This is a genomic window from Bacillus pacificus (assembly GCF_020861345.1).
GTDB classification, from domain to species: domain Bacteria; phylum Bacillota; class Bacilli; order Bacillales; family Bacillaceae_G; genus Bacillus_A; species Bacillus_A pacificus.
In genome coordinates this window covers 4,735,774-4,755,000 of record NZ_CP086328.1, presented here as the reverse complement: position 1 = coordinate 4,755,000, position 19,227 = coordinate 4,735,774, and the positions used below count along the sequence as shown (strand labels likewise).

At 38.1% G+C, this 19,227-nt stretch carries 17 protein-coding genes, 2 rRNA genes and 1 riboswitch (1 of these 20 only partly in view); of the genes, 16 read left to right on the top strand and 3 right to left on the bottom strand.

Annotated features, from left to right (window positions below):
- From LMD38_RS24470 to purD, 14 genes are all read left to right on the top strand, one after another.
- Positions 1–214: ribosomal RNA gene (locus LMD38_RS24470) — 23S ribosomal RNA — on the top strand (it extends 2,709 nt beyond the left edge of the window).
- A gap of 48 nt (positions 215–262) precedes the next feature.
- Positions 263–378 (top strand): 5S ribosomal RNA (gene rrf / locus LMD38_RS24465).
- A gap of 644 nt (positions 379–1,022) precedes the next feature.
- Positions 1,023–1,124: riboswitch (purine riboswitch) on the top strand.
- A gap of 110 nt (positions 1,125–1,234) precedes the next feature.
- A complete protein-coding gene (purE, locus tag LMD38_RS24460; RefSeq protein ID WP_000839371.1) occupies positions 1,235–1,720 on the top strand; it encodes a 5-(carboxyamino)imidazole ribonucleotide mutase in 486 nt (161 codons plus the stop codon).
- Positions 1,717–2,868: a 5-(carboxyamino)imidazole ribonucleotide synthase gene (gene purK / locus LMD38_RS24455; RefSeq protein WP_000196805.1), complete on the top strand. Its 1,152-nt coding sequence runs from the start codon at positions 1,717–1,719 to the stop codon at positions 2,866–2,868. Before purE ends, purK begins: the two co-directional genes overlap by 4 nt.
- Positions 2,865–4,172 carry an adenylosuccinate lyase gene (purB, locus tag LMD38_RS24450; protein ID WP_000625677.1) on the top strand — a complete coding sequence of 436 codons (1,308 nt, stop codon included), beginning with the start codon at positions 2,865–2,867 and terminating at the stop codon, positions 4,170–4,172. The genes purK and purB overlap by 4 nt, the downstream gene beginning before the upstream one ends.
- 88 nt (positions 4,173–4,260) lie before the next feature.
- A complete protein-coding gene (purC, locus tag LMD38_RS24445; protein ID WP_227585292.1) occupies positions 4,261–4,980 on the top strand; it encodes a phosphoribosylaminoimidazolesuccinocarboxamide synthase in 720 nt (239 codons plus the stop codon).
- Entirely contained in the window at positions 4,973–5,227 is a 255-nt protein-coding gene (gene purS, locus LMD38_RS24440) for a phosphoribosylformylglycinamidine synthase subunit PurS (protein ID WP_000278826.1), read from the top strand. Before purC ends, purS begins: the two co-directional genes overlap by 8 nt.
- A complete protein-coding gene (gene purQ / locus LMD38_RS24435) occupies positions 5,224–5,907 on the top strand; it encodes a phosphoribosylformylglycinamidine synthase subunit PurQ (RefSeq protein ID WP_000666779.1) in 684 nt (227 codons plus the stop codon). The genes purS and purQ overlap by 4 nt, the downstream gene beginning before the upstream one ends.
- The gene (gene purL / locus LMD38_RS24430; RefSeq protein ID WP_000055585.1) at positions 5,891–8,110 is read left to right on the top strand and encodes a phosphoribosylformylglycinamidine synthase II; all 2,220 of its coding nucleotides are present in this window, start codon (positions 5,891–5,893) and stop codon (positions 8,108–8,110) included. The genes purQ and purL overlap by 17 nt, the downstream gene beginning before the upstream one ends.
- A complete protein-coding gene (gene purF, locus LMD38_RS24425) occupies positions 8,095–9,510 on the top strand; it encodes an amidophosphoribosyltransferase (RefSeq protein WP_000879025.1) in 1,416 nt (471 codons plus the stop codon). The genes purL and purF overlap by 16 nt, the downstream gene beginning before the upstream one ends.
- Positions 9,511–9,612: 102 nt before the next feature.
- A complete protein-coding gene (gene purM / locus LMD38_RS24420; protein ID WP_001262449.1) occupies positions 9,613–10,653 on the top strand; it encodes a phosphoribosylformylglycinamidine cyclo-ligase in 1,041 nt (346 codons plus the stop codon).
- Positions 10,650–11,237 carry a phosphoribosylglycinamide formyltransferase gene (gene purN / locus LMD38_RS24415; protein WP_000088580.1) on the top strand — a complete coding sequence of 196 codons (588 nt, stop codon included), beginning with the start codon at positions 10,650–10,652 and terminating at the stop codon, positions 11,235–11,237. The genes purM and purN overlap by 4 nt, the downstream gene beginning before the upstream one ends.
- Positions 11,238–11,261: 24 nt before the next feature.
- Positions 11,262–12,797, top strand: coding sequence for a bifunctional phosphoribosylaminoimidazolecarboxamide formyltransferase/IMP cyclohydrolase (gene purH, locus LMD38_RS24410; protein ID WP_016716317.1), 1,536 nt, complete (start codon positions 11,262–11,264; stop codon positions 12,795–12,797).
- Positions 12,798–13,018: 221 nt separating this feature from the next.
- A complete protein-coding gene (gene purD / locus LMD38_RS24405; protein ID WP_073531303.1) occupies positions 13,019–14,290 on the top strand; it encodes a phosphoribosylamine--glycine ligase in 1,272 nt (423 codons plus the stop codon).
- Between the two features lie 37 nt (positions 14,291–14,327).
- Here purD and LMD38_RS24400 read toward each other — a convergent pair whose 3' ends face one another.
- The 3 genes from LMD38_RS24400 to LMD38_RS24390 all read right to left on the bottom strand — a co-directional run bounded on the left by LMD38_RS24400 (position 14,328) and on the right by LMD38_RS24390 (position 15,942).
- Complete coding sequence (locus tag LMD38_RS24400) at positions 14,328–14,492, bottom strand: type II toxin-antitoxin system antitoxin (RefSeq protein WP_001085173.1); 165 nt, start codon at positions 14,490–14,492, stop codon at positions 14,328–14,330.
- A 16-nt stretch (positions 14,493–14,508) separates the two neighbouring features.
- Positions 14,509–15,354 (bottom strand): SPFH domain-containing protein, encoded by an 846-nt coding sequence (locus LMD38_RS24395; protein WP_000660683.1) that lies wholly within the window; start codon positions 15,352–15,354, stop codon positions 14,509–14,511.
- A 210-nt stretch (positions 15,355–15,564) separates the two neighbouring features.
- Positions 15,565–15,942 carry a YgaP family membrane protein gene (locus LMD38_RS24390; protein WP_061183757.1) on the bottom strand — a complete coding sequence of 126 codons (378 nt, stop codon included), beginning with the start codon at positions 15,940–15,942 and terminating at the stop codon, positions 15,565–15,567.
- A 335-nt stretch (positions 15,943–16,277) separates the two neighbouring features.
- On the opposite strand from LMD38_RS24390, the gene pcrB reads away from it, so the two are divergent.
- Together pcrB and pcrA are read left to right on the top strand one after the other, a co-directional pair.
- Positions 16,278–16,967, top strand: a complete 690-nt coding sequence (gene pcrB, locus LMD38_RS24385) for a heptaprenylglyceryl phosphate synthase (protein ID WP_000272093.1) — start codon at positions 16,278–16,280, stop codon at positions 16,965–16,967.
- 12 nt (positions 16,968–16,979) lie between these two features.
- The gene (gene pcrA, locus LMD38_RS24380) at positions 16,980–19,223 is read left to right on the top strand and encodes a DNA helicase PcrA (RefSeq protein ID WP_033669338.1); all 2,244 of its coding nucleotides are present in this window, start codon (positions 16,980–16,982) and stop codon (positions 19,221–19,223) included.
- Positions 19,224–19,227: the final 4 nt, after the last annotated feature.

Sequence of the window (19,227 nt, the reverse complement as noted above, 5' to 3'; positions counted from 1 at the left end):
GTGTACCAGTTGTTCTGCCAAGGGCATAGCTGGGTAGCTATGTGCGGAAGGGATAAGTGCTGAAAGCATCTAAGCATGAAGCCCCCCTCAAGATGAGATTTCCCATAGCGTAAGCTAGTAAGATCCCTGAAAGATGATCAGGTTGATAGGTTCGAGGTGGAAGCATGGTGACATGTGGAGCTGACGAATACTAATAGATCGAGGACTTAACCATATAATATGAAGCAATGTTATCTAGTTTTGAAGGAATATGCCTTCATAGTTTGGTGATGATGGCAGAGAGGTCACACCCGTTCCCATACCGAACACGGAAGTTAAGCTCTCTAGCGCCGATGGTAGTTGGGACCTTGTCCCTGTGAGAGTAGGACGTCGCCAAGCAAAAACCTAAGTCGTTTCGACTTAGGTTTTTTTGTGTTTATTTTTATATATCAAATGTCGTAATTCGTAAATTTAGTAATCTTAATGAGAGAAAAGAATGAAAATGAGGCTATTGAGGGTAATAGTAATGATTTTTTGCTTTTCAGGCTTTCTAAGTGCTCCAAAACAACCCTTATGATAGGAACTGTTATTTCTTTTACTACAAGTATATATTTTACATAATGAGAGTAAGAAAAGCGGGATGATATAAGAATGAAAATAAGTATTCAATCCTTACAGTAATGAATGCGATACAATGGAATAGAAACGATATGCTTTATTCCGCATTAACGGGCAGTAAGACCCCCACCTCAAATTTCAGCGGAAGCAAAGAAGCTAGGTGGGGGATCAACTGCCCGTAAAAGCCCGATTGGTGAGGGTTAATTAAAGTTTCACTTTATATAAAAGTATACGGAATTAATATACAAACCGTTTTGTGTATGGTAGATCTCTAGAAATATATATTCTAATTGCTTATCCTTCTTGCATATAGTTACAATTATTCTTTTGAATATAACTAAAACACGAACGTTATTGATGAGTAATAAAAAAACATTCGATTATTTGTTGACATTGTTTATGAAATATTGTTAATATAGCCATAGAAAGAATAATATATAAGACCTCATATAATCGCGGGGATATGGCCTGCAAGTCTCTACCTAACGACCGTTATTCGTTAGACTATGAGGGAAAGTCACTCGGTATTTTTCTATTCACAAGGGATACGTATGCCTGAGTAGAGCGCTTTCTCTCATAGTAAAAGAGAAACTGTTCTATTTCAGGCTTTTTTTATTTGAATCGGGGGGATTCTAATATGAAATCACTAGTTGGAGTCATAATGGGAAGCACGTCAGACTGGGAAACAATGAAATATGCTTGTGACATTTTAGATGAATTAAATATACCGTATGAGAAAAAAGTTGTATCCGCTCATCGGACTCCGGATTATATGTTTGAATATGCAGAGACGGCTCGTGAACGTGGATTGAAAGTTATTATTGCTGGAGCTGGTGGAGCAGCACATTTACCAGGAATGGTTGCAGCGAAGACGAATCTTCCTGTAATCGGAGTTCCAGTCCAATCAAAAGCGTTAAACGGCTTAGATTCATTATTATCCATCGTCCAAATGCCAGGAGGGGTTCCAGTTGCAACTGTTGCAATTGGTAAGGCTGGTTCAACAAATGCTGGTTTACTTGCTGCACAAATACTTGGATCATTCCATGATGACATATATGATGCATTAGAATTGAGAAGAGAAGCAATTGAAAAAGATGTGCGCGAAGGTAGTGAGCTAGTATGACGAGAATCATTTTACCTGGAAAAACAATCGGTATTATTGGAGGCGGCCAGCTAGGAAGAATGATGGCATTGGCGGCTAAGGAGATGGGATATAAAATTGCTGTTTTAGATCCTACAAAAAACTCACCATGTGCACAAGTTGCTGATATTGAAATTGTTGCATCATATGACGATTTAAAAGCAATTCAGCATTTAGCAGAGATCAGTGATGTTGTCACATATGAATTTGAGAATATTGATTATAGATGTTTACAATGGCTTGAAAAACATGCTTACTTACCGCAAGGCAGTCAGTTGTTAAGTAAAACGCAAAATCGTTTTACAGAAAAGAATGCGATTGAGAAAGCAGGATTACCAGTAGCAACGTATAGAGTAGTTCAAAATCAAGGTCAGCTTACTGAAGCAATCGCTGAGTTATCATATCCTTCCGTCTTAAAAACGACGACAGGCGGATATGATGGGAAAGGGCAAGTTGTTTTAAGAAGTGAGGCTGACGTTGATACAGCGCGAGAGCTTGCGAATGCGGCAGAGTGTATTTTAGAGAAATGGGTGCCTTTTGAAAAAGAAGTATCAGTTATTGTCATTCGTAGTGTAAGTGGTGAAACGAAAGTATTTCCGGTAGCGGAAAATATTCATGTAAATAACATTTTGCATGAATCCATCGTTCCAGCTCGCATTACAGAAGAACTTTCTCAAAAAGCTATTGCTTATGCAAAAGTGCTTGCGGATGAACTAGAACTTGTGGGAACACTAGCGGTAGAGATGTTTGCTACAGCTGATGGTGAGATTTACATTAATGAATTAGCACCAAGACCTCACAATTCAGGACACTATACACAGGATGCATGTGAAACGAGTCAATTCGGCCAACATATTCGAGCAATCTGTAATTTACCTCTTGGAGAAACAAATTTGTTAAAACCAGTTGTCATGGTAAACATTTTAGGCGAACATATAGAAGGGGTCCTAAGACAAGTGAATAGATTAACCGGGTGCTATTTACACTTGTATGGAAAAGAAGAAGCAAAAGCGCAGCGAAAAATGGGGCATGTTAATATTTTAAATGATAATATTGAAGTCGCTCTAGAAAAAGCGAAGAGTTTGCATATTTGGGACCATCAAGAACAACTGTTGGAGGGAAAAAGATGATTAGTCGTTATACACGCCCAGAAATGGGTGCAATTTGGACGGAAGAGAACAAATTTAAAGCGTGGTTAGAAGTTGAGATTTTAGCTTGTGAAGCATGGGCTGAGCTTGGCGATATTCCGAAAGAAGATGTTAAAAAAATTCGTGAGCATGCATCATTTGATATTGATCGTATTTATGAAATTGAAAAAGAGACACGTCATGACGTAGTTGCATTCACTCGTGCTGTATCAGAAACACCAGCATTAGGCGAGGAACGTAAATGGATTCATTACGGTTTAACATCTACAGACGTAGTAGATACAGCGTTATCTTACATTTTAAAACAAGCGAATGAAATCATATTAAAAGACTTAGAAAACTTTGTAAGTATTTTAGCTAACAAAGCGAAAGAGCATAAATACACGATCATGATGGGAAGAACACACGGTGTTCATGCAGAACCAACAACATTCGGTTTAAAACTTGGTCTTTGGTATGAAGAAATGAAACGTAACGTAGAGCGTTTCAAACAAGCTGCTAATACAGTTCGTGTTGGTAAATTATCTGGTGCGGTTGGTACATATGCAAATATCGATCCATTCGTAGAAAAGTATGTTTGTGAAAACTTAGGATTAGAAGCAGCACCAATTTCAACACAAACATTGCAACGTGATCGCCATGCACATTACATGTCAACACTTGCATTAATCGCAACGTCTATCGAAAAGATGGCAGTTGAGATTCGTGGTTTACAAAAGAGTGAAACACGTGAAGTTGAAGAAGCTTTCGCAAAAGGTCAAAAAGGTTCTTCTGCAATGCCGCATAAGCGTAACCCAATTGGATCTGAAAATATGACTGGTTTAGCTCGTGTTATCCGCGGTTATATGATGACAGCTTATGAGAATGTTCCATTATGGCATGAGCGTGATATTTCTCACTCTTCAGCAGAACGCGTAATTTTACCAGATGCTACAATCGCGTTAAATTACATGCTAAACCGCTTTGGTAATATTGTTAAAAACTTAACTGTATACCCAGAGAATATGAAACGTAATATGACAAGAACATACGGCTTAATTTATTCTCAGCGCGTAATGCTTACGTTAATTGACAAAGGTATGGTGCGTGAAGAAGCTTACGATATCGTACAACCTAAAGCGATGGAAGCTTGGGAAACACAAGTACAATTTAAAGAGCTTGTAGAAGCTGATGAGCGTATTACGAGCAAGTTAACACAAGAAGAAATTAATGAATGCTTCAACTATGAGCATCATATGCAACACGTTGATACAATCTTTGAACGCCTTGGATTAAACGAAGCGTAAAATTTCATATGGCACAGAATAGAGTCATTCTGTGCCATTCTTTATAAAAACATTATTCACATTTTTCAAACTACAGGGGGCTTGCGAAATGCAAAAGCTAGAATTGCTGTATGAAGGTAAGGCAAAAAGAATTTATCGTACAGAATCAGCAGATATGGTTTGGGTAGAGTACAAAGATAGTGCGACTGCTTTCAATGGGGAGAAAAAAGAGACGATTACAGGAAAAGGTCGTTTGAACAATGAGATTACAACTTTATTGTTCAGAAAGTTACAAGAAGTAGGAATTAAAACACACTTTGTTGAGAAGCTATCTGAAACAGAACAACTTGTTAAAAAAGTGAGTATTATTCCTTTAGAAGTTGTCACAAGAAATGTAATTGCAGGAAGTCTTTCAAAACGATTAGGAATGGAAGAGGGAACTGTACTTGCAGAACCAATCGTAGAATTTTACTTCAAAGATGATGATTTAGGAGATCCGCTTGTAACGGAAGATCATATTCGTGTATTAAACGTTGCATCGCCAGAGCAAGTAAGCGTATTACGAGATATGGCTCTACAAATCAATCAAGTGTTGATTGATCATTTCGCAAGCTGTCGTGTAAGATTAGTAGATTTCAAATTAGAGTTTGGTGAAACGGATGAAGGAGAAATCATTTTAGCAGATGAAATTTCACCAGATACTTGCCGTTTATGGGATGAAACGAGCAATGAGAAGTTTGATAAAGACGTATTCCGTCGTGATCTTGGAAATTTAACAGATGCTTATGAAGAGATTTTAAAACGTTTAGGGGGAATTTCACATGTATAAAGTTAAGGTATATGTAACATTAAGAGAAAGCGTATTAGATCCACAAGGAACAGCAGTAAAAGGAGCACTTCATAGCCTTTCATTCACAGAAGTACAGGATGTTCGAATTGGAAAGTACATGGAACTAACAATTGATAAATCGGTAACCGACTTAGATAGCAAGGTAAAGGAAATGTGTGAAAAACTATTAGCAAACGTTGTAATGGAAGACTTCCGTTATGAAGTTGAGGAGGTTGTCGCACAGTGAAATTTGCCGTAATAGTATTTCCAGGTTCAAACTGTGATGTCGATATGTTCCATGCAATTAAAGATGAGCTTGGCGAAGAAGTAGATTACGTTTGGCACGATACAGAGAATTTAGATGAATATGATGCAATTCTACTACCAGGTGGTTTCTCTTATGGTGACTACTTACGCTGCGGTGCTATTTCTCGCTTTGCGAATGCAATGAAAGCAGTACAGAAAGCTGCTGAGCAAGGAAAGCCAATTTTAGGTGTATGTAATGGATTCCAGATTCTTGTTGAATCAGGATTATTACCAGGAGCATTAATGAGAAATGAAAACTTAAAATTTATGTGTCGAACAGTTCAGTTACGTGTTGAAAATAATGAAACAATGTTTACATCACAATATGAAAAAGATGAAGTAATCAATATTCCAATTGCACATGGTGAGGGGAATTACTATTGTGATGAAGAGACTCTTAAACAATTAGAAGAGAATAATCAAATCGCATTCCGTTACGTAGAAAACCCGAACGGAAGCGTTTCAGATATTGCTGGTATTGTAAACGAAAAAGGAAATGTACTGGGTATGATGCCACACCCAGAGCGTGCTGTAGATGAATTACTTGGCGGTGCTGAAGGGTTAAAAGTCTTTCAATCTATCTTAAAACAGTGGAGGGAAACATATGTCGTTAATGCTTGAACCAAATCCAACACAAATTAAAGAAGAGCGCATATATGCGGAAATGGGGCTAACAGACGAAGAGTTCGCCATGGTTGAAAAGATTTTAGGCCGTCTGCCAAATTATACAGAAACAGGATTATTCTCTGTTATGTGGTCTGAACATTGTAGTTATAAAAATTCAAAACCAGTACTTCGAAAATTCCCAACAACAGGTGAGCGAGTCTTGCAAGGGCCTGGGGAAGGTGCTGGAATTGTAGACATCGGTGATAATCAAGCGGTTGTATTTAAAATGGAAAGTCATAACCACCCTTCTGCTATTGAGCCCTATCAAGGAGCAGCAACAGGTGTTGGCGGTATTATTCGTGACGTATTCTCTATGGGAGCACGTCCAGTAGCTCTATTAAACTCACTTCGATTTGGAGAATTACAATCACCACGTGTGAAATACTTATTCGAAGAAGTAGTAGCAGGAATTGCGGGATACGGTAACTGTATCGGTATTCCGACTGTTGGCGGCGAAGTACAGTTTGATCCATGTTATGAAGGAAATCCACTTGTAAATGCAATGTGCGTAGGCTTAATTAACCACGAAGACATTAAAAAAGGGCAAGCGCACGGTGCTGGAAACACAGTAATGTACGTAGGAGCATCAACTGGTCGTGATGGTATCCACGGTGCTACATTCGCATCTGAAGAGTTATCTGAAAGCTCAGAAGCGAAGCGTCCAGCAGTTCAAGTAGGAGATCCATTTATGGAGAAACTTCTTATTGAAGCTTGTTTAGAACTTATTCAATCGGATGCACTTGTTGGAATTCAAGATATGGGTGCAGCTGGTTTAACATCATCTTCTGCAGAAATGGCAAGTAAAGCAGGAATGGGTATTGAAATGTACTTAGATGATGTACCACAACGAGAAACAGGAATGACACCATATGAAATGATGCTATCTGAATCACAAGAGCGTATGTTAATTGTTGTGAAAAAAGGTAGAGAGCAAGAGATAGTAGATTTATTTGAGAAGTATGGTCTTGCAGCCGTTACGATGGGGAAAGTAACGGAAGACAAAATGCTTCGTTTATTCCATAAAGGTGAAATGGTAGCTGAAGTACCAGCGGATGCTCTTGCAGAAGAAGCGCCAATTTATCATAAACCATCACAAGAAGCAGCATACTTTGCTGAATTCCAGCAGATGAAAATGGAAACACCAAAAGTAGAAAATTATAAAGAAACGTTATTCGCTCTATTACAACAACCGACGATTGCAAGTAAAGAGTGGGTTTATGATCAATATGATTATCAAGTTCGCACAAGCACAGTTGTTACACCGGGTTCAGATGCAGCAGTTGTACGTGTACGCGGTACAGAAAAAGGATTAGCAATGACGACAGATTGTAACTCTCGCTACATTTATTTAGATCCAGAAATGGGCGGTAAAATTGCAGTAGCAGAGGCAGCACGTAATATCGTATGTTCTGGAGGAGAGCCACTTGCAATTACAGATTGCTTAAACTTCGGTAATCCAGAGAAACCAGAAATCTTCTGGCAAATTGAGAAATCAGTAGATGGTATGAGTGAAGCTTGTCGCACATTACAAACACCAGTTATAGGCGGAAACGTATCAATGTATAACGAACGTAGTGGTGAAGCGGTATATCCAACACCGACAGTTGGGATGGTCGGACTAGTACATGACTTAAAACATGTAACAACACAAGAATTTAAGCAAGCTGGCGATTTAGTTTATATTATCGGAGAGACGAAAGCTGAGTTTGGTGGAAGTGAATTACAGAAAATGCTTCACGGCAAAATTTTCGGCCAATCACCAAGTATCGATCTAGACGTAGAATTAAAACGTCAAAAACAAGTATTAGCAGCAATTCAAGCGGGCCTTATTCAATCTGCACATGACGTTGCTGAAGGTGGTTTAGCAGTTGCAATTTCAGAAAGTGCAATTGGTGCTAACGGCTTAGGTGCTACTGTGAAATTAGACGGGGAAGCAACAGCGGCATTATTTGCGGAATCGCAATCTCGCTTTGTGATAACTGTAAAACGTGAAAATAAAGAAGCGTTTGAGAAAGCGGTAGAAGCAATTCAAGTTGGAGAAGTAACAAATACAAATGAAGTGACAATTCATAATGAAGAAAATGAAGTATTACTTACAGCAAATGTAGATGAAATGAGAAAGGCTTGGAAAGGGGCAATCCCATGCTTGCTGAAATAAAGGGGTTAAACGAAGAATGTGGCGTTTTCGGAATTTGGGGGCATGAAAATGCGGCACAAGTTTCATACTACGGATTGCACAGTTTACAGCACCGTGGGCAAGAAGGCGCAGGCATTGTCGTAAATAATGGAGAAAAAATCGTCGGTCACAAGGGGTTAGGTTTAATATCGGAAGTGTTTTCAAGAGGAGAGCTAGAAGGATTGAACGGGAAATCAGCAATCGGACACGTACGATACGCGACGGCTGGTGGAAGTGAAGTGGCTAACGTTCAACCATTACTATTCCGTTTTTCTGATCATAGTATGGCATTAGCTCATAACGGGAATTTAATTAATGCAAAAATGCTTCGCCGCGAATTAGAGGCAGAGGGAAGTATTTTTCAAACAAGTTCAGATACAGAAGTACTTTTACACCTTATTAAACGTAGTACGAAAGATTCGTTAATTGAAAGTGTAAAAGAAGCTCTAAATAAAGTGAAAGGTGCGTTTGCATATCTTTTACTAACTGGAAATGAAATGATCGTTGCGCTAGATCCAAATGGATTCCGTCCCCTTTCAATTGGAAAGATGGGAGATGCTTACGTTGTAGCATCAGAAACATGTGCTTTTGATGTAGTAGGTGCAACATACATTCGTGATGTAGAACCGGGTGAATTACTTATCATTAATGATGAGGGAATTCACGTAGATCGTTTTACAAATGATGTAGAACATGCAATTTGCAGTATGGAATACATTTACTTCGCACGCCCAGATTCAAATATCGCTGGTGTTAACGTCCATGCAGCACGTAAAAACATGGGGAAACGTTTGGCGGCAGAAGCTCCTATTGAAGCTGATGTTGTTACTGGTGTACCAGACTCTAGCATTTCAGCAGCAATTGGTTATGCGGAGGCGACAGGTATTCCATATGAGTTAGGATTAATTAAAAATCGTTACGTTGGACGTACGTTTATTCAACCTTCTCAGGAACTGCGAGAGCAAGGGGTTAAGATGAAGCTTTCAGCAGTAAGAGGTGTAGTTGAAGGAAAACGAGTTGTTATGATTGATGATTCTATCGTACGAGGAACAACGAGTAAACGAATTGTTCGTATGCTTCGCGAGGCTGGAGCGACAGAAGTTCACGTAAGAATAGCTTCACCACCTTTGAAATATCCATGTTTCTATGGCATTGATATTCAAACGAGAAAAGAATTAATTGCAGCAAATCATACGGTAGAAGAAATTCGTGAAATGATCGGTGCAGACTCATTAACATTTTTAAGTGAAGATGGATTAGTAGATGCAATTGGACGTCCATATGAAGGGAAATACGGTGGCCTATGTATGGCGTACTTCAATGGAGATTATCCAACAGCTCTTTATGATTATGAGCAAGAGCTTTTAGAAAGTATGAAATAAGAAGAAAAAAGCTTCTACTTCTTTTTGATGTAGAAGCTAGCTTCTTTCTTAAAACGGCCCGCACAGGATAGGGAGAAATTAAAAGACGAGGTGTAGATAACGATGGCGAATGCATATAAGCAAGCAGGAGTAGATATTGAAGCTGGATATGAAGCGGTATCTCGCATGAAAAAACACGTACAAACAACAATGAGAAAAGAAGTACTAGGCGGTTTAGGCGGTTTTGGAGGTATGTTTGACCTATCAAAATTTGCATTAGAAGAACCTGTATTAGTATCTGGAACAGATGGCGTGGGAACGAAATTGATGCTCGCTTTTATGGCAGATAAACATGACACAATTGGTATTGATGCGGTAGCAATGTGTGTAAATGATATTGTTGTCCAAGGAGCAGAGCCGCTTTTCTTCCTTGATTATATTGCTTGTGGTAAAGCTGAACCTAGTAAAATTGAAAACATCGTCAAAGGTATATCAGAGGGCTGTCGCCAAGCAGGTTGTGCTTTAATTGGTGGAGAAACAGCTGAAATGCCAGGAATGTATTCTACAGAAGAATACGATTTAGCTGGTTTTACAGTTGGGATCGTTGATAAAAAGAAAATTGTAACGGGTGAAAATATTGAAGCTGGTCACGTATTAATTGGCTTAGCATCTAGCGGTATTCATAGTAACGGTTATTCTTTAGTACGAAAAGTATTACTAGAAGATGGAGAACTATCTTTAGATCGCATTTACGGACGCTTAGAGCTACCTCTTGGTGAAGAATTATTAAAACCAACGAAAATTTATGTCAAACCTATTTTAGAACTATTGAAGAAATATGAAGTATACGGTATGGCACATATTACAGGTGGCGGATTCATTGAAAATATTCCACGTATGTTACCAGAAGAAATCGGTGCAGAAATTGAATTAGGATCTTGGGAAATTCAGCCGATTTTTAGTTTACTTCAAGAAGTTGGCAAGCTGGAAGAGAAAGAAATGTTCAATATTTTTAACATGGGTATTGGTATGGTAGTAGCGGTGAAGGAAGAAGATGCAAAAGATGTTGTTCGTCTTCTTGAAGAGCAAGGAGAAACTGCTCGTATTATTGGACGCACTGTACAAGGAGCTGGCGTTACTTTTAATGGAGGCACAGCGCTATGAGTAGATTAGCAGTTTTTGCTTCTGGAAGCGGATCTAACTTTCAATCTCTCGTTAATGCAGTAGAAGAAAAAAGATTGGATGCAGAAATTAGTTTATTAGTATGTGATAAACCAGAAGCACGCGCTGTTGGGCGAGCACATTATCATCATATCCCGTGTTTCGCTTTTTCAGCGAAAGCATATGAGTCAAAAGAAGCGTTTGAAAAAGAGATATTAAAGAAGCTAGAAGAGTATGAAATTGATTATGTTATTTTAGCTGGATATATGCGTTTAATTGGACCAACTTTACTAGAAGCTTACGGCGGAAGGATTATTAATATTCATCCATCACTATTACCGAGTTTTCCAGGGAAAGATGCTGTTGGTCAAGCGTTAGAAGCAGGTGTGAAAGTAACTGGAGTAACGATTCATTATGTAGACGCAGGTATGGATACAGGGCCAATTATTGCACAAGAAGCAGTAGTTGTTTCTGAAGGGGATACGAGAGAAAGCTTACAAAAGAAAATTCAACAAGTTGAACATAAATTATACGTAAATACAGTGAATCAAATTGTTCAATCTACGAAAGAACCAACTGTTAACTAACATACAACCAGGGGTGAAGGGTAAATGAAAAAGCGTGCATTAGTAAGTGTTTCAGATAAAACAGGAGTAGTAGAATTTGTTAAAGGTTTACTAGAACAAGGAATCGAAGTTATATCAACAGGCGGTACAAAAAAATTACTAGAAGAAAACGGCTTACAAGTAATCGGTATTTCTGAAGTAACTGGTTTCCCAGAAATTATGGATGGTCGTGTGAAAACATTACATCCAAATATTCATGGTGGTCTATTAGCAGTTCGCGATAATGAAACGCATGTAGCACAAATGAATGAGTTAGGTATAGAGCCAATTGATTTTGTTGTCGTTAACTTATACCCATTCAAAGAAACAATCGCTAAGCCTGATGTAACATTTGCTGATGCAATTGAAAATATTGATATTGGTGGCCCAACAATGATTCGCTCTGCTGCGAAAAATCACAAATTTGTATCGGTAATTGTAGATCCAGTAGATTACGATGTTGTATTAGCAGAACTGGAAGAGAACGGTGAAGTAAAAGAAGAAACGAAACGTAAATTAGCAGCGAAAGTATTCCGCCATACAGCAGCATATGATGCGTTAATCTCTAACTACTTAACAGAGCAAATGGGTGAAGAAAGCCCAGAAACATTAACTGTGACATTTGAGAAAAAGCAAGACTTACGTTATGGCGAGAACCCACATCAAAAGGCAACTTTCTATAAAGCGCCATTTGCAGCAACTTCTTCTGTTGCATACGCAGAACAATTACATGGTAAAGAATTATCATATAACAATATTAATGATGCAGATGCAGCACTTAGCATTGTAAAAGAATTTACAGAACCAGCAGTAGTAGCAGTAAAACATATGAATCCATGTGGTGTTGGAGTAGGAACTGATATTCATGAAGCATACACACGTGCTTATGAAGCGGATCCAGTATCAATCTTTGGAGGGATTATTGCAGCGAATCGTGAGATTGACAAATCTACAGCTGAAAAGTTACATGAAATTTTCTTAGAAATTATTATTGCACCTTCTTTCTCAAAAGAAGCTTTAGAAGTGTTGCAAAGTAAGAAAAACTTACGTTTACTAACTGTAAATATTGAAAAATCGACAAGTGCGAGCAAAAAACTAACTTCTGTACAAGGCGGACTTCTTGTTCAAGAGGAAGATACGTTATCATTAGATGAAAGTACAATTTCAATTCCAACAAAACGTGAACCTTCAGAGCAAGAATGGAAAGATTTAAAACTAGCTTGGAAAGTTGTAAAACATGTGAAGTCAAATGCAATTGTTTTAGCGAAAGATGATATGACAATTGGTGTCGGTGCGGGACAGATGAACCGTGTAGGTTCTGCAAAAATTGCAATTACACAAGCTGGTGAAAAAGCACAAGGTAGCGCGCTTGCATCTGATGCTTTCTTCCCAATGCCAGATACATTAGAAGAAGCAGCAAAAGCAGGAATTACAGCAATCATTCAACCAGGCGGATCGATCCGTGATGAAGATTCTATTAAAGTGGCGGATACGTATGGGATTGCGATGGTGTTCACTGGCGTACGTCATTTCAAACACTAATAGAGGATGTTTAAAAAGTCCGGTTAAGATAACCTTCGCATGTCGTCGTTGCATTGCCAGTGCGGTACTCATGTAGGAAAACTACACTCCGTGTCCTCCTGGCAAATGCGCCTCGACCTGCTCGGTTCTCTTGATCCTCCTTTTTAAACTTACAGTGATATGAAAACAAACTAGGAGCATAGCTTCTAGTTTGTACTTATTTAAGTATTGGGGGATGAAATATGAATGTTTTAGTAATTGGACGCGGTGGGCGTGAGCATGCTTTAGCTTGGAAGTTTGCACAATCTACAAAAGTGAAAAAGGTGTATGTAGCACCGGGCAATGAAGGTATGCGCGATATTGCAACACCAGTTGATATTGATGAAAATGATTTTGATGCGTTAGTTTTATTTGCTAAAGAGAATAAGGTTGAATTAACTTTCGTTGGACCAGAAATTCCGCTTATGAATGGAATTGTTGATCGTTTTACAGAAGAGGGACTTCGCGTATTTGGTCCGAATAAAGCGGCTGCTGTTATTGAAGGTAGTAAAGCTTTTACGAAAGAATTGATGAAAAAATATGATATTCCAACTGCGGCATATGAAACTTTTACAGATTATGAAGAAGCAGTACAGTACATTCAAAAAGTTGGTGCACCAATTGTTATTAAGGCAGATGGATTAGCTGCTGGTAAAGGTGTAACAGTAGCGATGACGCTTGAAGAAGCATTACAGGCTGTGAAAGAAATGCTACAAGATGTAAAGTTCGGCGAAGCGAGTAAGAAGGTCGTTATTGAAGAGTTTTTAGATGGACAAGAATTTTCATTAATGGCATTTGTGAATGGAACAAATGTGCATCCGATGGTAATCGCGCAAGATCATAAACGAGCTTTTGATGGAGATAAAGGTCCAAATACAGGTGGAATGGGTGCATATTCTCCAGTACCACAAATTCCGGAATCAGCAGTTCAAGAGGCGATAAAAAACGTATTGCATCCAACTGCTAAAGCGATGATTGCAGAAAATCGATCGTTTACAGGCATTTTATATGCGGGACTTATTTTAACAAATGATGGTCCAAAGGTAATTGAGTTTAATGCTCGCTTTGGTGATCCTGAAACAGAAGTTGTATTACCACGCCTAGAAAATGATTTAGTTGATGTATGTAACGCTGTATTAGATGAGAGTGAACTAACGTTACAATGGTCAGAAGAAGCAGTTATTGGCGTTGTACTTGCTTCGAAAGGATATCCGGAAGCATATAAAAAAGGTGAAATTATTAAAGGGCTAGATGCATTGCAAGATGTGATTGTTTTCCATGCAGGTACAGCAATGAAACATGGTGACTTTGTAACGAACGGTGGTCGTGTATTATTTGTTGCTTGTAAGGCGAATAGTTTACAAGAAGCGAAAGATAAGGTGTATAAAGAAATCGGTAAAATTGAGAGTGATGGTCTATTTTACCGAAGTGATATAGGATATCGTGCAATTGGGCATGAGATGATGAGAAGCTAATATGTAAAAAATCTCGCTGAGAAATCAGCGAGATTTTTTATACATCTTTATCTTTTTTCAATTTCCCTTTTTGCTTTGCCATTTCTCGAAGTAAATACTCGATGTGTGCATTGACGCTACGAAACTCATCATTCGCCCATTTTTCGATGACTGCGTGTAATTCAGGATCAATACGTAATGGAAAGCTTTTCTTTTTAGCCATAGTGATTTACAACCTTTTAGTATAGGCTTCCTGTATTAATAACTGGTTGCGCACCTTTATCTGAAACGATGGCAACTAATAGGTTGTTCACCATATTCGCTTTACGCTCGTCATCTAATTCAAGTACGCCTTCTTCATCTAACATATGGATTGAATCTTTTGCCATCTTCACAGCACCTTCAACAATCTCTTTTCTAGCAGCTAATACTGCTTTTGCTTGTTGGCGTTGTAGCATTGCATGGGCAATTTCTGTTGCATAAGCTAAATGTGTTAAACGAGTTTCTAACACTTCTACGCCAGCAATTTCAAGGCGTGCTTCTAATTCACGTTTTAATTCTTCAGAGATTTCTTCAGTATTTCCACGTAACGTAATGCAAGTTTCATCTTGGAAATTATCATAAGGATATTTCGTTGCAACGTGGCGGATTGCCGTTTCGCTTTGAATTTCTACAAATCGATCATAATGTTCAACGCCGAACATCGCTTTTGCAGAATCAACAACTTTATAGACGATAACAGCTGCAATTTCAATTGGATTTCCGTCAACATCATTTACTTTTAATTTCTTACTATTAAAGTTCTCAACACGTAATGATACAGTTTGACGGAACGCGAACGGAATCGTTAAAAATAAACCGTTTTGACGAATTGTTCCTAAATAATTACCGAAAAACGTAATGACTTTTGCTTGATTTGGTTGAACAATACCAATACCTGTAGCAAGAACTGCAGCTAAAATAATAGTTAATGCTGCTCCTATGAAAATTTCTTGCACGAGGAAAAATACACCGATAGCGGCTAAAATCAAAATTCCAATAATCCCAAGAAAACCATTAACATAAAATACTTGTTTTTCTTTCATATGATCGCCTCCTGATATAAAAATGATATCACTTTTATATCATTTTAAGCAAGAGGTGTACACCTAATTTTCTGAATTTTATTGATTATGTATATTTTAATGTTCTAAATGGGAATATACGTTCTGTTTTTGTGATAAAATAAAGAAGACTTAACCGCCCACTGCAGCAGCTAAGTCCCTTTGAGAGCATCTTGCATCGTGACAAATGATTCAAAGCGGTTTTGCCAGGATTATATCTTCAATCGCTGACTCAATCTCTTTGTCAGAAGCGTCATAACTTCCATTTGACTGTGGTTTGTCATGATTGGAAGTTTGGTTCACTTCTTCTTTAGTATGTCCCTTTTCAGTGAAATTCATGCTAGGCATTTTAAATGCCCCCATGTTCATGTATTTTCCGAATTTCCACATTTCAACAATAGGGCAGAAACGAACAATTCCCTCTGCAACTTTCATTGCACCAATCCATAGCAAAATGTTAGACCAAGTGCACCAAGGTTTGCGCACGAGTTTCGTTGCACTACAACCGAAGAGGACAAGTCCGAGTGTAATTCGAATTAGGGCATTTATTGTACCGATATTTTGCTTCATTAGAAAAACACTCCTTTTATGAAAGTTGAAATAGATAATACTATTTCTTTTATTAGTATCCCTTTTGATTTTTCGGATATGTAATCCAACATTTGACGTGGAAAAAGATGTTGGATTGTGCGTGTGTGTAAGTAGCTTTTTTTGTTATAATGAAAGAATGCATAAAAGGAAGTTCAAAATTAAATCCTCTCGTTTAAAAAATGTGGAAGAGGGGATTCCAAACTTAATTCTCCGCTTTAAACAAATATTTAAGGTGAACTTAAAAAATCCTAATGAAAATAAACTGTTATTTTAAACAGAAATATATACAACTTGAGAAAAGAAAGGGTGTTTTCATGTACGATATTTCCGGATGGAAACATGTATTTAAGCTTGATCCGAATAAGGAATTAAGTGACGAACATTTAGAAATGATTTGTGAGTCTGGAACAGATGCTGTTATTGTAGGCGGAAGTGATGGGGTGACAATTGATAATGTACTACACATGCTAGTTAGCATTCGTAGATATGCAGTTCCTTGTGTGTTAGAGGTTTCTGATGTGGAAGCAATTACACCAGGATTCGATTTTTATTATATCCCAAGCGTTTTAAATAGCCGAAAGGTGGAATGGGTAACAGGCGTTCATCATGAGGCTTTGAAAGAATTTGGGGATATTATGGATTGGGACGAAATTTTTATGGAAGGATATTGTGTTTTAAATCCTGAAGCGAAAGTAGCCCAGCTTACAGATGCAAAGTGTGATGTAACAGAAGATGATGTGATTGCATACGCGCGTTTAGCAGACAAGCTATTACGTTTACCGATATTTTATTTAGAGTATAGCGGTACGTATGGAGATGTTGAACTTGTTAAAAATGTAAAAGCACAATTGAAACAAGCTAAGTTATATTATGGCGGTGGTATTTCTAATGCTGAACAGGCGAAGGAAATGGCGCAGCATGCTGATACAGTAGTTGTTGGAAATATTATTTATGATGATATAAAAGCAGCGTTAAAAACGGTTAAAGCAGTAAAAGGAGAGTAGGTGCAGGCGTATATGAGTATGACAGATAGATTATTAAATGGTTTAAATCCGCAGCAACAAAAAGCAGTACAAACAACGAACGGACCACTTCTATTAATGGCAGGCGCAGGTAGTGGTAAAACACGTGTGTTAACACATCGTATTGCGTATTTACTTGGTGAAAAAGGAGTAGCGCCATGGAATGTACTAGCTATTACCTTTACAAATAAAGCGGCTCGTGAAATGCGCGAGCGTATTGATACACTTGTCGGACCAGAAGCTGAAGATATTTGGATTTCTACGTTCCACTCTATGTGTGTACGTATTTTACGACGTGATATCGATCGCATTGGTATTAATCGTAACTTTACAATTTTAGATTCAGGTGATCAGTTAACTGTAGTTAAAAAAATTATGAAAGAGCGTAATATTGATCCGAAGAAATTTGAGCCGCGCTCTATTTTAGCTGGTATTAGTAATGCGAAAAATGAATTGTTATCTGCGGATAAATATGCGAAGAAAATTACAATTGCTGATCCATATGAAAAATTAACGAGCGATGTATATACAGAATATCAAAAACGTCTTTTGAAAAATAACTCACTAGACTTTGATGATTTAATTATGACGACGATTCAACTATTTGAACGTGTTCCAGAAGTACTAGAGTTTTATCAGCGTAAATTCCAGTATATTCACGTGGATGAGTATCAAGATACGAACAAAGCGCAGTACCTTCTTGTTAAACATTTGGCAGCACGTTTTAAAAATTTATGTGTTGTAGGTGACTCAGATCAGTCAATTTATCGCTGGCGTGGTGCGGACATTTCTAACATTTTGTCATTCGAAAAAGACTATGAGAATGCGCAAGTTATTCTGTTAGAACAAAATTATCGTTCGTCACAAAATATTTTAAATGCAGCGAATGCTGTCATTGAAAGAAATACGAATCGTAAACCGAAGAAATTATGGACAGATAATGAAGTTGGAAGCAAAATCTCTTACTATCGTGCTGCAACGGAAAAGGACGAAGCATACTTTGTTGCGAAAAAAATTCGCGACGATATTCAAATGGGAAAACGAAAATATACTGATTTTGCGGTGTTATATCGTACAAATGCGCAGTCTCGTATGGTCGAGGAGATTTTCCTGAAATCTAATATTCCTTACAAAATTGTCGGCGGTACGAAGTTCTACGACCGTAAAGAGATTAAAGACATTTTGGCGTATTTACGCTTAATTGGGAATCCAGATGATGAGATTAGTTTCGCACGTATTATTAACGTGCCAAAGCGCGGAATTGGTGCGACTTCTATCGATAAAATTATTAATTACGGTGTACAAAATGGAATTTCATTAACAGCTGTATTCGATGAGATTGAGCATGTTGGAGTAAGTGCAAAGGTTACAAAGGCAGTAAAAGAATTCGCAGGTTTATTACACAACTGGGTAAATATGCAAGAGTATTTATCTGTTACAGAATTGGTAGAAGAAGTTATTGAAAAAACTGGCTATCGCGACATGTTGAAAAACGAGCGTACGTTAGAAGCGGAAGGTCGTCTAGAGAACTTAGATGAGTTTTTATCTGTTACGCAAACATTTGAATCTCAAAGCGAAGATAAGAGCCTTGTTGCATTCTTAACAGACTTAGCACTTGTTGCAGATATTGATCGTGTAGATGAAGACCCAACTGCTGGTGAGGAAGTTATTTTAATGACGATGCACTCAGCGAAAGGGTTAGAATTCCCAGTTGTCTTTATTGTTGGTTTAGAGGAGGGAATATTCCCGCATACTCGTTCTCTAATGGAAGAAGATGAAATGCAAGAAGAGCGTCGTCTTGCTTATGTAGGTATTACTCGTGCAGAAGAAGAGTTGTATTTATCAAATGCACAAATGCGTACTTTATTTGGTAGAACAAGTATGAATGCCGCATCCCGATTCATTACAGAAATCCCGACAGAACTAGTAGAATCATTAAATGAAACAGCGCCGAAGCGTGAAACTTCGTTTGGTGCAAAAGGAAGAACGGCAAGTAGCAGTAAAACGACAACTACAACACGTTCTCGCTCAGCTTTCGCGCGTCCTGCAGCTAAGACGACAGGCGGCGAACAAATCGGCTGGGCGGTAGGCGATAAAGCTTCCCACCAAAAATGGGGAATCGGTACAGTCGTAAGTGTAAAAGGTGAAGGTGATGCAAAAGAATTAGATATTGCGTTCCCAAGCCCAATTGGTGTTAAACGTTTGTTAGCAAAATTTGCACCTGTGACGAAACAATAGGAAA